Origin of the sequence: Pectobacterium parvum (assembly GCF_020971565.1) — a bacterium.
In the GTDB taxonomy this organism is placed as follows: Bacteria; Pseudomonadota; Gammaproteobacteria; order Enterobacterales; family Enterobacteriaceae; genus Pectobacterium; species Pectobacterium polare.
Map to the genome: position 1 here is coordinate 3,381,768 of NZ_CP087392.1, position 15,765 is coordinate 3,397,532.

Sequence of the window (15,765 nt, forward strand, 5' to 3'; positions counted from 1 at the left end):
ACAACGGAAGGTGGCTCGCCGAGCAAGAACAGCATCAGCAACCACCTCATCAGGGGACTGATTTTCTCAACGAAATTTGTTACCCCGCGAATTGCCGGAATAGCGCTTTACCGCGTAAGAGTCGTAGCCCCAGCCAGCCGCCGCAGAGCGACAGGAGGAACGCCGCGATTAACGGCAGTGCTATCCACATCCCGATATTCGGTTCCCAGGCAAAGTTAAAGACTTTACGCTGCAACAGCCACAGGGCAGATTCTGCGCCAATCGCCGCAGCCGTTCCCGCCACCAAGCCCAGCACCGCGAATTCACACCACAGCGTGGTGCGCAGCAGGCGTAAACCAGCTCCCAGCGTGCGGTATACCATCAGTTCCTGACGTCGTTGACGCATCCCGACCTGAATCTGAGCCAGCAACAGCAGCACGCCGCAGAACAGCACCAGTATGACCATAATCTCCAGCGCGCGGCTTACCTGCTGCAAAACCTGCCCAACCTGACGCAGAATACTGCCGATATCCAACACGCTTACCGTTGGGAACTGGCGATTCAACTGCGTAATCATCTTCTCATCGCCATCGTAGCGGAAGCTCGTCAGCCAAGACTGCGGCTGGTTATCCAACGCCCCCACGGGGAAAATAAAGAAGAAATTCGGACGCAGGCTCTCCCAATCCACCTGACGGAAGCTGGTCACCGTCGCGCTAAACGGCTGCGTGTCGCCAGTGAAGGTCAGCGTATCGCCAATCTTGATGCCCATCTCTTTGGCTTCTTTCTCTTCCATCGAGACTTCGCCCGTCTTCGGCGCTTCGCCTTCCACCAATACGTTGTGCTGTGGAATCCCGTTCATCCAGGTCAGGCTCAGCTCACGGTTCACCGTGTTGCCACCCGGATCGTCTTCATGAATCACTTCCGTAGCAACCTGCTGATTAATCTCCGTCAGGCGCGCACGAATAATCGGGAAGAACTGCTCTGGCGTCACGTCATGCTGAGAAAGGAACTCCCTCACCTGCGGCACCTGTTCCGCTGTGATATTCAGTAGGAAATAGTTCGGGCTGCCCGGCGGCAACTGCTGCTGCCAGCGATCCAGCAAATCACCGCGCATCACTAACAGCAACGCCAATAGCATGAACGACAACGAAAACGCCGCCAGTTGGCTGAGCGTCGACCACGGTTGACGCAGCAGACGGTTAATCGCCAGACGCAACGCCAGTCGTTTAACCGTCAAGCGCCGTAACAGCAGCAGACCGCCCCAGCCAATAACACCCAGCAGTAGCGACAACACCGCCACGCCGCCGAGCAGCGACCACAGCAGCACCCCGCCACCGGACAACACCGCCAGCAGCCCGACAACAATAACCAGAACAATCGGCAGGTAATAGCGCAGCGGCCACACGTTCGCCACCACATCCTGACGCAAAACGCGCAGCGGCTGTGTCGCCAGCAGCAGCCGATACGGACGCAGCCCAACCAGCAGCGAGATCAGCACCAGCGATCCCAGCGCCCAGACCCACGGCCACAGCCCGGATGCAGGCAATGCAGCGGGCAGCACCGGAGCCAGCATTTTCATCAGCAGCGCCTCAAACCCAAGGCCGAACACGCTACCGCAAACTGCCGCCAGACCCAGTACGGAAAGCCACTGCCCGATAATTAATCGCCTCAGCGCTTGTTTGCCGGCTCCCAGCGTTTTCAGAATGGCGACCAAATCATAGCGGCTGCGGCAGTAGTGCCCCATCGCCACCGCGACCGCAGCAATAGACAGCAACAGCGTCAGCAGCGCCGACAGTAACAGGAACTGCTGCGACCGCTTTAACGACTGGCTCAGCGCACCTTCGGAATCTTCCATGCCATACCAGCGCTGATCGGGCTTGAGCTGTGGCTTGATGAAGTTGCTAAATTCGCTAATTTGCTTCTCATTGCCAGAAAACATGTAGCGCCAGGTAATACGGCCCCCCGGCTGAATCGCCCCCGTTTTCTCGACATCATCCAGATTCATCAAAATACGCGGCGCGGTCTCAAACGGATTAAAGCCGGAATCTGGTTCCTGAATCAGTTCGCCGCTGATACGCAGTGAGGTATCGCCGACATCCAGCATGTCACCGACTTTCAGCCCAAGCAACGCCAGAAGGCGCGGGGCCACCAGCACCGTTCCCGCTTCCGCATGCAGCCCTTCAGGGCGCGTCTGCAAATTGCCGTACAGCGGATAACGCTGGTCAGTCGCTTTAACCTGCGCCAGCTGCGGCGTATCGCCCGCGAACGTCATGGTCATGAAAGAAATCTGGCGGCTAAGCGTCAGTCCGCGCTGCTGCGCGTCCAAAAGCCAGTCTTCCGCGACGGGCCGCGACGCACGCAGCACGCGGTCGCCCGCCAGAAAATCACGGCTCTGCTGGCTGAGCCCTTTTTCCATGCGGTCGCTAATCGTACCCAGCGCCAGCACGCAGGCCACGGCCAGCGTTAGCGCCAGCCAGACAATCAATAAGGAAGGAGAGCGCCATTCGCGCCAGAACCATCGCCAGATCATGCGTCCTCCCGCAGCTTGCCGTCGACTAACCGCAGACGTCGCTCGCAGCGTGCCGCCAGTTGTTCATCGTGCGTCACCAGAATCAGCGTGGTGGCATAATCGCGATTGAGGGAAAACAGCAGATCAACAATGCGCTCACCGGTTTTACGATCCAGATTCCCGGTAGGTTCATCGGCGAACAACACGTTAGGGCGACCGCTGAACGCACGAGCCAATGCCACACGCTGCTGTTCACCACCGGAAAGCTGAGCGGGAAGATGATGTAGGCGTTCACCTAGCCCGAGCTGCTGTAAAAGCTGCTCGGCCTGTCCACGACTGTGGCTGTCGCTTTCGCCACGCAACAACGCGGGTAATTGTACGTTCTCCAACGCATTCAGCGTCGGCACCAGCATGAAAGACTGGAAGACGAAACCGACATGTTGTGCACGCAGCGCCGCACGGCCTTCTTCATCCAGTGCGCTCAGCGATTTGCCCATCAGGCTAACATCGCCTTCTGTACCATCATCCAGCCCGGCCAGGATCCCCAGCAACGTCGATTTTCCCGAACCGGATTCACCAATCAGGGCAATTGTCTGCGCAGGTTTGACAATGAGCTCAACTCCGGTAAGGATGGAAAGCCGATTTTCTCCTTGACCAACGTGCTTACTAAGATGATGAACTTCAAGAATGTTTTCTACGTGCGCAGTTTTGCTTGGCGTAGCACTCGCTGGGCTGGTCTTCGCAAACATGTTTTCGTCCTTTTGCTTCTGGGATTATGCAGCGTACGCGCTTTCGCCGCTGACACATTATTAATTCTGGGCGATAGCCTCAGTGCGGGCTATCAGATGCCGATCGCTAACGCGTGGCCAACGCTATTGAACACGCAGTGGCAGACGCAGAAAAAAGGCGTCGCGGTGGTTAACGCCAGCATTAGTGGAGACACCACCGCACAAGCGCTAGCGCGTCTTCCTGCCCTGCTGAAACAACATCAGCCGCGTTGGGTGTTGATTGAACTGGGCGGCAATGACGGGCTTCGAGGGTTTCCAGCACAAAATATTGAGCAGGATCTGGCGACAATCATCACGCTGGTCAAACAGGCTAACGCTAAGCCACTGCTCATGCAGGTTCGCTTACCAACCAACTATGGCCGTCGCTACACTGAATCATTCAGCAATATCTACCCCAAACTAGCGGAGCAGTTTGCACTTCCGCTGCTGCCTTTCTTTATGGAGCAGGTGTATCTTAAACCGGAGTGGATGATGGAAGATGGCATCCATCCAACCCGGGATGCCCAACCGTTTATCGCAGACTGGATGGCGAAGCAGCTGGAACCCTTAGTTAACCATGAGTCTTAATAAATAGGCTTTTGAATTAGGTAAAGTTATGCAAAAAACGGTCTTCATTACGGGTTGCTCCAGCGGTATTGGCCTGATTGCCGCTCAGGATCTGCAAAAACGCGGCTATCACGTGATTGCAGCCTGCCGTCGCGCAGAGGATATGGCGCGTCTGACCACGCTGGGTCTGGAGGCGATTACGCTCGATCTGGATGACAGCACCAGCGTGGAACAGGCCGCGGCGGAGGTGATCAGACTGACCGATAACCGTCTGTACGGTTTGTTTAATAACGCTGGATATGGTCTGTATGGCCCGTTGAATACCATTTCGCGCCAGCAGCTTGAACAGCAGTTTTCCAGCAACCTGTTCGGCACGCATCAGCTCACACAGCTATTATTACCCGCGATGCTGCCGCATGGTGAAGGCCGTATCATCCAGACCAGTTCCGTGCTGGGGTTGGTGTCAACGCCGGGTCGCGGTGCGTATGCCGCCAGCAAATATGCGCTGGAAGCCTGGTCAGATGCGTTGCGTATGGAACTTCACGGCAGCGGCCTGCACGTCAGCCTGATTGAGCCCGGTCCGATCAGCACGCGCTTTACCACTAACGTGGCACAGACGCAGACAGACAAACCAGTCACCAACCCCGGCATCGCCAAACGTTTCACGCTACCGCCGGAAGCGATATTACCGAAGCTCCACCATGCGCTGGAAAGTTCACGGCCAAAATTACGCTACCCAGTGACGCTGGTGGCGCACGCCTTAACCTGGCTGCGCCGTCTGCTCCCGGGGTGCCTGCTGGATAAAGTAGTACGAGGATAAGGCAGCAGAGGATGACGAATTGTGCACTCATCTCTGCACGAGGCTTGTAAGTGACACTGGCAGGCCCCATTTAAAGGTAAAACGAATTCAAGAAGTAAGAGAGACTACTCATGTTAGAACAACAAGCGACTATCGTTGACGTCAACGAATCCAACCTGCATCAGGTGTTGGAACACTCCACGACACTGCCAGTCCTGTTTTACTTCTGGTCCGCGCGTAGCCAACACTGTCTGGAGTTGGAGCCTGTGCTGGACAAACTGGCGCAGGAATACGCAGGGCAGTTTGTTCTGGCGAAGGTTGACTGTGATGCCGAACAGCGCGTAGCGGCTCAGTTTGGCCTGCGCTCAATCCCAACCGTTTATCTGTTTAAAGACGGGCAGCCGCTGGATGGTTTTCAAGGGCCACAGCCGGAAGAAGCCATTCGTGAATTGCTGAAACGCGCGCTGCCGAAAGAAGAAGAGCTGAAAGTGGCACAGGCACAGCAGCTGATTCAGGAAGACAAACTGCCGGAAGCGATGCAACTGCTGAAAGACGCCTGGCAACTCAGCCAGCAGCGCAGTGACATCGGTCTGATGCTGGCGGAAGTGCAGATTCAAATTAAACGCAGTGAAGATGCTGAGGCCGTACTGGCTACTATTCCTTTGCAAGATCGAGACACGCGTTACCATAGCCTCGTGGCTCAAATTGAATTGCTGAAACAGGCGGCAGACACGCCGGAAATTCAGCATCTACAGCAGCAGTTGGACGCCGATCCGCAAAATGCGGATCTCGCGGTACAGCTGGCTCTGCAACTGCATCAGGTCGGCCGTAACGAAGAAGCGCTTGAACTGCTGATGGGATTCCTGAAGAAAGATCTGGCCGTTGCTAACGGCAGCGCACGTAAAACGCTGATGGACATCATGGCCGCCCTCGGCACCAGCGACGCCCTCGCCGCCCGCTACCGCCGACAGCTCTATTCGTTATTATATTGATTTATCTTGTGAAAAAGGCCAGAACGTTGATTCTGGCCTTTTTATTTGCAGGCATTAGCAGTGTTGTTTTTTCATCACCTTATGCTGAATTACTGTGATAGTTTCGGGCGTGCTAACCACCCTACTTTTCTGTCATTTCATCACTCGCCCGACAAGGAGCGCTCAGTCGCCGCAGCTCCTTGGCCTCTGGCTATTTGGCGGACGCTGCGCCGCTTCGCGGTACCTTCGGCGTTCGTTACCGTTATTCGGGCCGTCAGTGACGCGTTCCCGACGCGGCACTGACTTTCGCCGCATCCATGCGGCTCACCCGACGGTCACGCCCACCTCAGCACAGCGTTTGACGCCGGAAAATAAAAAACAACAAAATCAGAACGCATACAAATTATTGTCTGTCTTTCATATGAGAATGTTTTTTACTCTAAAGCGTTCTTAGCACCGTTATCCAACCATGTCCGCCGTAGACAGACCACCCATTTAGCCAGCGGCGCAGCATGTTCATCGCCAACATTGCGATAACGTCCTGATGGGTCTTCAGGCTGTAACGCTGTACGTTGAACTGTATCGTTTGGGCGAAAGATCCTTCCGGCGTATGCAACGCTAATGACAGTTCAGCATCATCCCGACGCCCCACGACCAGCGCTAACGATGCCCCCTGACGCTCCGCCAGATGGCGAGCATAGTCCACTAACCCAGACAGGCTGCTATCGTCAGCATTTGCCAGCAGTTCTCCACCCACCAGCGGAACGTTCGCCGACTGGAGCTGCCAGTTGAGCAATCCTGCCGTAAAGTGTTCACTCACTGCCAGCGTCATATCACGCTCGACCAGACGTCGTGCCAGCTGTGCCGGTAACCCCTCGGTTCCTTCAAAGAGGGTATTTTCCCCTGCCACGGTGCGCACTGTTTCCCACAGTTGCTCCATATTTTCCTGCTGGGCAGCAGGGCCAGTCAGCTTCAGCTCGATAATCGGCATAGAAGAGCGGTAGCCCAGCACCACACCCGGCGGTAACGCCATGCCATCCAACTGACTTGCCAGATCGCTTTCAGAACGGCCAAAGGTCGTCAGGCGCAAGCACAACGGGGCATCAGTGACGGCAAAACGCTCGCGCAGGCGCGGCATAATTTGCTGATCGACCATGACCTTAAACTCAGACGGCACGCCCGGCGTAAAAAACATCAGGCACTTGTTCAGTTGCAGCGCAAAACCACAGGCGGTGCCCACTGGGTTATCCACCATTTCCGCGCTAGCGGGGATTTGCGCCTGTTTGCGGTTGCTCGGTGCCATCACTCTGCCGCGCTCGGCAAAGAACGCCTCCATACGCGCCAGCCATTCCGCGTGCTCAACTAGCCCTTCTCCTGCTGCGGTGGCCGCTGCCAACGCGCTGAGATCGTCGCTGGTCGGCCCCAGGCCGCCGTTCACAATCAGGATATCGGCTATCTGGCTACGCTGCGTTATCGCAGTCACCAGCGCATCGAGATCGTCCCCCACCGTCATCCGGCTGGTCATCGGTAATCCCTGCTGAAACAGATAATCCGCCAGCCAGGCCGCATTGGTATCAATAATCTGACCATGCAGCACTTCATCGCCGGTACATAACATCTCGACCCTAAGCATTTTTTTATTCCTCGTGACGATCCTGAAACCACTTTAAAAAGTCGGATGAACAAACACAATATTTCTTTCAGCCCGCCGAAAAATACGCCACCGCCAGTGAGCCTCACTCCAGTGTAAATATAAAATTACACCTCTCGTAACGGCGTTTTGACAGAAATCACTGAATACTCTACCCTGCTGCCAAAAATATCTGGATAGCCACGCTATTTATAGAGGAATAGGTGAAAAATCGTACTCTTGGCAGCATTTTTATCGTTGCAGGCACCACTATAGGAGCTGGAATGTTGGCGATGCCGTTAGCCACCGCTGGCGTCGGGTTTGGTACTACATTGATGATATTAATCGGTTTGTGGGCACTGATGTGTTACAGCGCCTTATTGCTGGTTGAAGTGTATCAACATCAGCCGTCGCACACCGGACTGGGCACGTTGGCAAAAATCTACCTCGGCCGCTGGGGACAGTGGATCACCGGTTTCAGTATGCTATTTCTGATGTATGCGCTAACGGCAGCCTATATCAGCGGCGCAGGCGAGCTGCTCGCCAGCAGTATCAGCCAGTGGAGTGGCTACTCACTTCCGTTGTCCGCAGGCATTCTGCTCTTTACGCTGGTTGCCGGCGGCGTCGTTTGTATCGGCACATCCTCCGTCGATTTGTTTAACCGCATCCTGTTTAGCGGCAAAGTACTGATGCTCGTCATCATGCTGGCCGTCATGGTGCCGCATATTCAGCGCGTCAACCTGCTAACGCTACCGCTGCAACAAGGTCTGACACTCTCGGCATTACCCGTCATTCTGACATCCTTCGGCTTTCACGGCAGTATCCCCAGTATCGTGCACTACATGGGGGGCGACAGCCGTAAGCTGCGCCGGATATTCCTTATCGGTAGCGTGATACCGCTGATTGCGTATATTTTCTGGCAGCTCGTAATGCTGGGCAGTCTCAGCTCTTCAACATTCAACGCTATTTTGGCCGATCAGGCGGGATTGAATGGGTTGATGCAGGCTATTCGCACGCTGGTTGCCTCACCGCATGTTGAACTGGCCGTCCACCTGTTTGCCGATCTGGCACTGGCGACCTCTTTCCTCGGCGTGGCGCTTGGATTGTTCGATTATTTAGCCGATCTGTTTAAACGTAAAAATAGCATCATCGGGCGCGCGCAAACGGGCTTACTGACCTTTATTCCCCCGCTGGTGTTTGCCCTCTTTTATCCGCAAGGGTTTGTGATGGCGCTAGGCTATGCGGCGATTGCGCTGGCTGTACTGGCACTGCTTATTCCCGCCTTACTGAGCTGGCAGGTACGCAAACAGCGTCCTGAAATATGCGCAACGCGCGGTGGCGCGCCGGTCCTGGCACTGGTCTTCACCAGCGGCGTAGCAATTATCCTGATCCAACTGGCGATGGTCGCGGGCTGGCTACCGTCAATCAGTTAACCTTACGTGCATAAAAAAACGCTGGGAGCGTTTTTCAACGTCGCTTGCGACGGCCCGAAGGGTGGCGGACAAGGATGTCCGTCATAAAAAAAGAGCGTGAACTAAGCATTCACGCTCTTTTTTGTTTCCACTCACAGCATCAAGCCAACACACCTGCGGCTTGAAGTATGACGGGTATATTAGAAGTTCAGACCAACGCCAATATAGGCAGAATCCGCCAATCTGTTATCTGGGCCGTTTTCACGCGCCATATTGATGTAGCGGTAGCCGACATCAACGCTCAACGGTGCAAACACCTGCCAGCGTACGCCTGCTTTCCCTTCAACATAGTGGTCGACATGGCTGGAGAAGGAATCCGGTGAATAGTAACCTTCACCATACAGCGAGAACTGACGGCTCAGCGGCCACTGCACGCCACCGCCCAGTGCGACGCCATAGCCATCATTGCCGTGATCCTGATTCAGGTACAGCGCTTTGCCCCCCAAAGTCAGTTTGAGTGGGCCAACAGGAATGGTGTATCCCAAGCCGAAGCCGTATACATCATTGTTGTTGTCGCCGTGGGCATAGCTCACATTGCCCGCAAGCCCAGGAATGCCCAGACCGAAGCCCGCACTGGCACCAGCGTAATCGCGACCTGCTTCCCCGGAAAGGCTAATGGCATGTACAGAAGCGCTTGCAAGTAACAAGCTTCCCGCACAGGCAATCACAAACTTTTTCATTTTCAATATCCTTAAAAACCGTCGTTAAACGCGCGTGTAAAGGTGTTATCGGTGCCGATTCTACCCGAAACGCCCCCTCACTCCAGCATGAAATTGCCCTGAGCAGCGATTTATTCTTTTAATAATCATGAAAGTTTGCCTTCAGCGCTGCTGACAATAGCAGCAATAAGCGCCGCCTATTTGCTCAAAAAAGACAAAGTGAACAATAGTAATCATCACGGATGACGACAAACAGGCAGAAGGAAACGATGATGAGAGAAGGAAAATTAGCCACAGAAAAGCGCGCTACGACGATCGATCCCCCTCACACGGTGAGTTCCGACAAGCACAGCCCGATGCGGTTTCAGGACATGTGGTTCCTGGAGAAACTGGCGCTGTTTGATCGTGAAAACCGCGCCAATAATCAGACCAATCATCCGCGAAAGGTAGCGAAATCCGGCACCAGCGTACCGGACAACTAACCTACGACCGCGCTGCGCCGCCTGTTGTGTTGGACGAATGGTGCACTACATTGACCCAGCTTTTCACCTGCTGGCGAGAAAGCTTAATCCCACCATTTTTCAGTTCAGCGGGCAGCGCATAATAGGCGACCGGACGCTGAAATCCGGCAAGCTGCGGCTGTAGCCAATCGCGTACCGCATCAAGCGTCGTGGCTTGTGCCACCTCCAATACCGCAACAGGACGGTGGCCGAACTCCGCATCGTCAACAGGCACAATGCAGGCCTGTTGAACGTCAGGATGTGCCAACAGCACGGCTTCGATATTCTCGGGTTGAATCCCTTCTCCACCGCTGAAGAATTGGTTATCCAGACGCCCCAGAATGTGCCACTCACCCTCGGTAAATAGCCCGCGATCCCGCGTGTGGAACCAGCCGTCATCATCGACCAGTGGAATCAGTTTTCCATCACGCCAATAGCCAGCAGCCAACGTGCTGCCACGCAGCAGAATTTCCTCATCCACCAGCCGGATCTCTCGCCCGAGCAGCGGTATGCCGACGCCCGAACGCCCGTCAGCACGTTTCGCGCAAACCGTGGACGCCAACTCCGTCAGACCATAGCCACACCAGCAGCTAACGCCTCGCGCTTCTGCCTGTTGCGTCAGCGCCTGCGGGATCATCGCGCCGCCGAGCAATACGGCTTTCAATGCCGAAGGGAATGTCCCCTCTGACAGCAGTCGCCACAGTTGCGTTGGCACCAGAGAAGCATGGGTGCAATCGCGCAGTGCACTATCCAGAGGCTGATGTGCGCGGACAACAATGGTTGCCCCTGTTGCAAGCCAGCGCCAGACGATGCCCTGCCCGGAAACGTGAAAAAGTGGAAGTGACAGCAGCCAGCTGTCGCTGGAGGAAAATGCTATCATCTGCACCACACCTTCCGCGCTGGAGATATGGGCAGCAAATGAATGCACCGCGGCTTTTGGCATCCCGCTGGAGCCGGATGTCAGCGTCAGCGTCGCCAGCCGATCGGCCTGCCAGCGTACTTGGTCGATGCTGTGACTTTCTTCGGTATCGCCTGATGGCGAAGCGTCTGATGACAAAGAAATAGGGGGCAAAGAAAGCGTACGTATCGCATTCGGCCACGGTTTATCATTCAGGCACAGACCATACGCCACATTCAGCGTAGGCAGCAGCGCCTCGGTGAGTGCATCAGGTAACTGTGGATTCAGCGGCAGCACGCGCACGCCGCACTGTAACAGCGCCAGATAGCTGAACAGCATCTGGACACTATTTTTCCCGCGTAGCGCGACCATACTGTCGGCCGCCACGCCCTGCTGTGTGAAATGCTCTGCCAGATGATCCACCTGCAGGGCAAGCGACTGCCAGCTCCAGCGGGTTTCGTCGTCAATCAGCGCGATTGACTCATTCAACGAGACGGGCTGGGGCGTCTGGTTAGCCCAGTGTCGCCACGGCCAGTCAGTCAGGATTGCCATACCACGTCCAGTTGCTCAGCAGCCAGCAGCGGCAACGCGCTCTCCGGCCAGCATTGAATCACCTGAGCATGCATCAGATCCAACGTGTCCAGCCCTGGGATCGTGTCCGGTGTCAGCCAGTGCGCCAGACGTGCCAGCTGCGTTAAGCCCAGACTGGATTCGATGCTGGAGCTGATCACCGCCGTTAATCCAGCTTGATGCGTTTCCTGCACCAGTTGCTGGCAGCGTGCGAGGCTACCGACCAGCGTCGGTTTGATCACAATCGCGCTCACGCCCGGCTCGGCTTCCACCCGAAAATCCGCATCGCGCACGCTTTCATCCCAGGCAATGCTGATGCCCGTTTCCCGCGCAAACTCGCGAGATTCCTCACGGGTTTTGCAAGGCTCTTCGAGAAAGGCAATGCGCGAACGCAATGACGGCGAGACATAACGAGCGAAGCCGTCGGCTTTGGCTCGCGTCCAACTGCGATTGGCATCCAGACGAAGTTTCAGATCCGGCAAGGCTTCCAGCAGCACGTTAACGATCATACCGTCACGCACCGCTTCATACAGACCGACTTTGATCTTCGCCACTTTCTCGCCCGGCATCGCCTGTAGCATGTCAAACAGCTCGTCAGGATCGCCGCTGCACAATGGCGCTTTGCGACAGTCCGCCGCCTGCGGCAGACGCTGATCCAGTTCGGCCTGCGCACAGCTCAAGCCAAAGGCAACAGAAGGCGGAAGATCGTCAGAAAATGCCGCCCCTGCAGCCCACGATTTTAGCTGTTCAAGCGCGGCTGATTCCGCCTCTGCCAGCGTTTCCATGCTGAATTCCGGCAGCGGCGCGATCTCGCCCCAGCCCAATCGATCGCCGTCTTGCAGGCGAACAATAAGCCCAGAGCGGGTTTTCAGACGCTGATTACGCAGCACCACTCCGGCTTCCATCGGCACGCTGTAACGATAGAGAGTGACCTGACGCATTACGGATTCCGTTTGAATTTGCTGAAGTCAGGCTGACGTTTTTCGTTGAACGCGTTACGGCCTTCCTGCCCTTCGTCCGTCATGTAGAACAGCATGGTGGCGTTACCCGCCAGTTCCTGCAAGCCAGCCTGACCGTCGCAGTCTGCATTCAGCGCCGCTTTCAGGCAGCGCAGCGCCATCGGGCTGTTTTGCAGCATTTCACGGCACCAGCGCACCGTCTCTTTTTCCAGCTCTGCCAACGGAACCACGGTGTTAACCAGTCCCATATCCAGCGCCTCCGCCGCATCGTACTGGCGGCACAGGAACCAGATTTCACGCGCTTTCTTCTGACCCACGATGCGCGCCATATAAGAAGCGCCCCAGCCGCCGTCGAAGGAACCGACGCGTGGACCCGTTTGACCGAAGATGGCGTTCTCTGCCGCAATCGTCAGGTCACACATCATGTGCAGAACGTGTCCGCCACCAATGGAATATCCCGCAACCATCGCGACAACCGGCTTCGGACAGGTACGGATCTGACGCTGGAAATCCAACACGTTCAGGTGATGCACACCGCTGTCATCCTGATAACCGCCGTAGTCGCCGCGTACTTTCTGATCGCCGCCGGAGCAGAATGCCTTATCGCCCGCGCCAGTCAGAATGATTGTCCCGATACCGTCATCGTGACGGGCATTATCGAGCGCCTGAATCATCTCTTTTACCGTTTGCGGACGGAATGCGTTGCGAACCTGAGGACGGTTAATGGTGATTTTGGCAATGCCATCGATGGATTTATGGTAGAGGATATCGGCGAAGTCGCCGCTGCAATCGTGCCATTCAATCGGTGCGTAAAGCAGGTCTTCACTCGGATAAAGCATAGTTATCAATCCTTAACGTGATGCAAAAGAAAAGAGCGAACCCGCTCGGCATAGGCCGTTGGATTCGCCTGATGAGCATTATGACCCGCCTGAGCCACGCTCAGTAACGGCAGGCCGTATTGCGCCGCCAGCGTTTGAAACTTCACGTCACTGGCACCGCATAAGTAAACAAAAGGTATCGACAGCTGCCGGAGGCGTTCCGCTAAAAAAGGCTGTCGCCCCAGAGAGGTGGCTTCCAGCATTGCCGCAACGGATGCACCGTGATTCGCGCTGCGACGCGCGATCAGCTGTTCACGCTGCGCTGAATCCACATCGGCAAACACCGCCTGCTGATACCAGTCCTGCAAGACCGCTGGCAGCGGCTCCTGACGAAAGCGCTGCGCCCAGCGTGCATCATGGTGGATACGATCCGTACGCAGCTCCGGCGTTGCCAGACCGGGATGACCGCCTTCGACCAACAGACCCAGCATGCCGTCATGCTGTCCGTTGCAGGCGTGATACATCGCGATACGCCCACCGAGCGAATAGCCTAGCAGCCAGTAATTCTCAATGCCTTGATCCAACAGCGTCTTACTTAACTGGCGGCTGATACCTGCAAAATCTGTTGTGGAAATCGTTCGCGACGCACCGTGTCCGGGTAAATCCACCAGCAGCACTGGCCAGTCACGACAAAACGGCAAAACAGGCAGCCAGTCTTCTCCGCTGCCTAATAAACCATGCAGACACACCAGCCACGGCTGCCTCGGCGCCACCGCGCCATGCGTCACTTTCCGGCAGCTTAGCCTCTGAAAGCTTGGCCTCTGAAACTCTAGTGCGCCCACGTCGCCACCTGAGCGACCAGTTCATTGAGCGTTTCCGCGCCGTCTTTAGGCTCAACCACCACTTCCAGCAGCGTGACGCCGCCCTGAGTCCAGCAATCCGCCACCGTGTCTGCCAGCTGTTCCCAGCTCTCGGCACGCACGTAATTCAGGCCAAACATCGCGGCCGCGTGGCCGAACTCCACATTTTGCGGCATGCAGTAAAACGTTTCACGCTGCGCAACCGGCGTCGGCAGCAGGGAAAATATCTGGCCGCCGTTATTGTTCACCACGATCAACACCAGCGGTGCGGGAGCCTGACGCAGCAGCGTCAACGCATTCAAATCGTATAACGCGGAAAGATCGCCGACGATGCCCAGCGTGGCTTTTGACGTAGCACGCTGTACACCAGCCAGCGTGGAGATCAGGCCATCAATGCCGCTGGCACCGCGATTACCATACACCGGATATCCCTGCGGGAGCTGCGCCAACGCATCGATCAGGCGAACCACAAGGCTGTTGCCGACAAATAGCTGTCCATCCGGCGGCAACAGCGCCGGTATGCGCTGCGCCAGCTGCGCCTCACCAAAACGGGAAGCCAGATGCGCGTCGATCTGCCGCTGCGTTTTGTCGGCAATATCCGCCAACAAATCCGCCCATGGCGCTTGTTTATGTGCCGGATGCGCAGACAGCCATTCGCCCACGTCCGCCACCAGACGGCGTCCGCGATGGTGAGCCGGATCCAACCGTCCCGGCAGGTCATCGATTAACCAGAATTCTTGCGGCTGGCACTGTTCCTGCCATTGCAGCAGGCGCTTACCCGTCAGGCTGCCGCCGAACTGCAGGACAATGTCCGCCTGCCGTAAGCGATCCGCTGCGTCAGGATGCGCCAACCAAATATCCGCACAGGGTAACGGCTGCCCGCTTTGCGACAGGACGTCGCCAATCAGCGGCCAGCCCAGTTCGTTCGCCCACGCAGCGAGTCGTGCACCTTGTTCAGGCGTCACGCGACCAGCGAGGACAACGCCCCGCTTCTGTCGCCACTGCGGCCAGTCCGACTGCACCGCCAGCGTACTCTGGCGCATTTCACGCAGCCAGGGTTCACGACTGTTCCACCAGTCGCCCAGCGTCATCAGCCAGTCCTGATACACCGTGCCGTCATCGGTACCGTACAGCGGTTCAGCAAAGGGGCAATTAATGTGCAACGCGCCGTGCGTCAATCGCGCCATTGCGCTATCCACAGAGGAAACCAGCCAGCTAGCCGGAATGTCGGGCGTGGGGCGCGGCAAATCCAGCGCCAGCGTGGGGTGTGAAGCATACAATGCATGTTGGCGAATCGCCTGATTTGCACCGCAGTCAATCAGCTCTGGTGGGCGGTCGGCCGTCAGAACCACCAGACGTTCACCGGTCAGCCCAGCTTCGATGATGGCTGGATAAAGGTTCGCGGCAGCGGTGCCTGACGTCACGATAATCGCAACCGGCTCACGCGAGGCTTTTGCCAGCCCCAGCGCCAGATGCCCGAGCCCCCGCTCATCGAAATGCGTGTGGCAAATCAGTGCGTGATTGTCCGCCGCAGACAGCGTCAACGGCGTAGAGCGCGAACCAGGCGCGATGCAGACATGCCGGACACCGTGGCGGGTCAGCGATTCCAGCAGTAATGTAGCCCAGCGGCGATTAAATACACTTGTTGACATGTTGTACTCAACAACTCAGGTTGCAGGTTATATCCGTTATGCTTCAAGCCGCCTTCACGCAACTCGAATTATTTAGGGTATTAAGCAAATAATAATGATCAAACTGTTGGCGGTCTGGTGCCCTTCAGCAAACATCGAGATCAGCCTTATTATAT

The 15,765-nt window shown here is 56.3% G+C and carries 14 protein-coding genes; 5 read left to right on the forward strand and 9 right to left on the reverse strand.

The window, feature by feature from the left end:
• Positions 1–79: 79 nt before the first annotated feature.
• A complete protein-coding gene (gene ybbP, locus LOZ86_RS15205) occupies positions 80–2,509 on the reverse strand; it encodes a putative ABC transporter permease subunit YbbP (protein ID WP_230242232.1) in 2,430 nt (809 codons plus the stop codon).
• A complete protein-coding gene (gene ybbA, locus LOZ86_RS15210; protein WP_010307452.1) occupies positions 2,506–3,237 on the reverse strand; it encodes a putative ABC transporter ATP-binding protein YbbA in 732 nt (243 codons plus the stop codon). The genes ybbP and ybbA overlap by 4 nt, the downstream gene beginning before the upstream one ends.
• Between ybbA and tesA the strand changes: the two genes are divergently transcribed.
• The 3 genes from tesA (at position 3,160) to LOZ86_RS15225 (ending at position 5,613) form a co-directional block, all read left to right on the forward strand.
• Positions 3,160–3,843 (forward strand): multifunctional acyl-CoA thioesterase I/protease I/lysophospholipase L1, encoded by a 684-nt coding sequence (gene tesA / locus LOZ86_RS15215; protein ID WP_431191634.1) that lies wholly within the window; start codon positions 3,160–3,162, stop codon positions 3,841–3,843. The two genes, ybbA and tesA, sit on opposite strands and share 78 nt — an antisense overlap.
• Before the next feature lie 28 nt (positions 3,844–3,871).
• The gene (locus tag LOZ86_RS15220; protein WP_230242234.1) at positions 3,872–4,642 is read left to right on the forward strand and encodes an SDR family oxidoreductase; all 771 of its coding nucleotides are present in this window, start codon (positions 3,872–3,874) and stop codon (positions 4,640–4,642) included.
• A gap of 110 nt (positions 4,643–4,752) precedes the next feature.
• The gene (locus tag LOZ86_RS15225; protein WP_230242236.1) at positions 4,753–5,613 is read left to right on the forward strand and encodes a co-chaperone YbbN; all 861 of its coding nucleotides are present in this window, start codon (positions 4,753–4,755) and stop codon (positions 5,611–5,613) included.
• Positions 5,614–6,031: 418 nt separating this feature from the next.
• Here LOZ86_RS15225 and LOZ86_RS15230 read toward each other — a convergent pair whose 3' ends face one another.
• On the reverse strand, positions 6,032–7,225 hold the full coding sequence (locus tag LOZ86_RS15230; protein WP_230242237.1) for a nicotinamide mononucleotide deamidase-related protein YfaY: 1,194 nt from the start codon (positions 7,223–7,225) through the stop codon (positions 6,032–6,034).
• 221 nt (positions 7,226–7,446) lie between these two features.
• Here LOZ86_RS15230 and tyrP point away from each other — a divergent pair, with 221 nt between their 5' ends.
• A complete protein-coding gene (gene tyrP / locus LOZ86_RS15235; protein ID WP_230242245.1) occupies positions 7,447–8,655 on the forward strand; it encodes a tyrosine transporter TyrP in 1,209 nt (402 codons plus the stop codon).
• A gap of 179 nt (positions 8,656–8,834) precedes the next feature.
• Here tyrP and LOZ86_RS15240 read toward each other — a convergent pair whose 3' ends face one another.
• Positions 8,835–9,374 carry a YfaZ family outer membrane protein gene (locus tag LOZ86_RS15240; RefSeq protein ID WP_010301323.1) on the reverse strand — a complete coding sequence of 180 codons (540 nt, stop codon included), beginning with the start codon at positions 9,372–9,374 and terminating at the stop codon, positions 8,835–8,837.
• A gap of 248 nt (positions 9,375–9,622) precedes the next feature.
• Here LOZ86_RS15240 and LOZ86_RS15245 point away from each other — a divergent pair, with 248 nt between their 5' ends.
• Complete coding sequence (locus tag LOZ86_RS15245) at positions 9,623–9,835, forward strand: catalase (protein ID WP_225969795.1); 213 nt, start codon at positions 9,623–9,625, stop codon at positions 9,833–9,835.
• Between the two features lies 1 nt (position 9,836).
• Here LOZ86_RS15245 and menE read toward each other — a convergent pair whose 3' ends face one another.
• From menE to menD, 5 genes are read right to left on the reverse strand one after another with little or no spacing between them, the layout of a single operon-like run.
• Positions 9,837–11,303 carry an o-succinylbenzoate--CoA ligase gene (gene menE, locus LOZ86_RS15250; protein WP_039486048.1) on the reverse strand — a complete coding sequence of 489 codons (1,467 nt, stop codon included), beginning with the start codon at positions 11,301–11,303 and terminating at the stop codon, positions 9,837–9,839.
• Positions 11,291–12,262, reverse strand: coding sequence for an o-succinylbenzoate synthase (gene menC / locus LOZ86_RS15255; protein WP_230242247.1), 972 nt, complete (start codon positions 12,260–12,262; stop codon positions 11,291–11,293). Before menC ends, menE begins: the two co-directional genes overlap by 13 nt.
• Positions 12,262–13,119: a 1,4-dihydroxy-2-naphthoyl-CoA synthase gene (gene menB / locus LOZ86_RS15260; protein WP_039486044.1), complete on the reverse strand. Its 858-nt coding sequence runs from the start codon at positions 13,117–13,119 to the stop codon at positions 12,262–12,264. The genes menC and menB overlap by 1 nt, the downstream gene beginning before the upstream one ends.
• A 5-nt stretch (positions 13,120–13,124) precedes the next feature.
• A complete protein-coding gene (gene menH / locus LOZ86_RS15265) occupies positions 13,125–13,886 on the reverse strand; it encodes a 2-succinyl-6-hydroxy-2,4-cyclohexadiene-1-carboxylate synthase (RefSeq protein ID WP_039486042.1) in 762 nt (253 codons plus the stop codon).
• A gap of 41 nt (positions 13,887–13,927) precedes the next feature.
• Positions 13,928–15,610: a 2-succinyl-5-enolpyruvyl-6-hydroxy-3-cyclohexene-1-carboxylic-acid synthase gene (gene menD / locus LOZ86_RS15270; RefSeq protein ID WP_039486040.1), complete on the reverse strand. Its 1,683-nt coding sequence runs from the start codon at positions 15,608–15,610 to the stop codon at positions 13,928–13,930.
• Positions 15,611–15,765 lie beyond the last annotated feature (155 nt).

Bases quoted from the DNA above. Each gene is read 5' to 3' on its own strand.
- LOZ86_RS15230 (WP_230242237.1), bottom strand. From the start codon at position 7,225: ATGCTTAGGGTCGAGATGTTATGTACCGGCGATGAAGTGCTGCATGGT.
- menB (WP_039486044.1), bottom strand. From the start codon at position 13,119: ATGCTTTATCCGAGTGAAGACCTGCTTTACGCACCGATTGAATGGCAC.
- LOZ86_RS15225 (WP_230242236.1), top strand. From the start codon at position 4,753: ATGTTAGAACAACAAGCGACTATCGTTGACGTCAACGAATCCAACCTG.
- ybbA (WP_010307452.1), bottom strand. From the start codon at position 3,237: ATGTTTGCGAAGACCAGCCCAGCGAGTGCTACGCCAAGCAAAACTGCG.
- ybbP (WP_230242232.1), bottom strand. From the start codon at position 2,509: ATGATCTGGCGATGGTTCTGGCGCGAATGGCGCTCTCCTTCCTTATTG.
- LOZ86_RS15220 (WP_230242234.1), top strand. From the start codon at position 3,872: ATGCAAAAAACGGTCTTCATTACGGGTTGCTCCAGCGGTATTGGCCTG.
- menC (WP_230242247.1), bottom strand. From the start codon at position 12,262: ATGCGTCAGGTCACTCTCTATCGTTACAGCGTGCCGATGGAAGCCGGA.
- menE (WP_039486048.1), bottom strand. From the start codon at position 11,303: ATGGCAATCCTGACTGACTGGCCGTGGCGACACTGGGCTAACCAGACG.
- LOZ86_RS15245 (WP_225969795.1), top strand. From the start codon at position 9,623: ATGATGAGAGAAGGAAAATTAGCCACAGAAAAGCGCGCTACGACGATC.
- tesA (WP_431191634.1), top strand. From the start codon at position 3,160: ATGATGAACTTCAAGAATGTTTTCTACGTGCGCAGTTTTGCTTGGCGT.
- LOZ86_RS15240 (WP_010301323.1), bottom strand. From the start codon at position 9,374: ATGAAAAAGTTTGTGATTGCCTGTGCGGGAAGCTTGTTACTTGCAAGC.
- menD (WP_039486040.1), bottom strand. From the start codon at position 15,610: ATGTCAACAAGTGTATTTAATCGCCGCTGGGCTACATTACTGCTGGAA.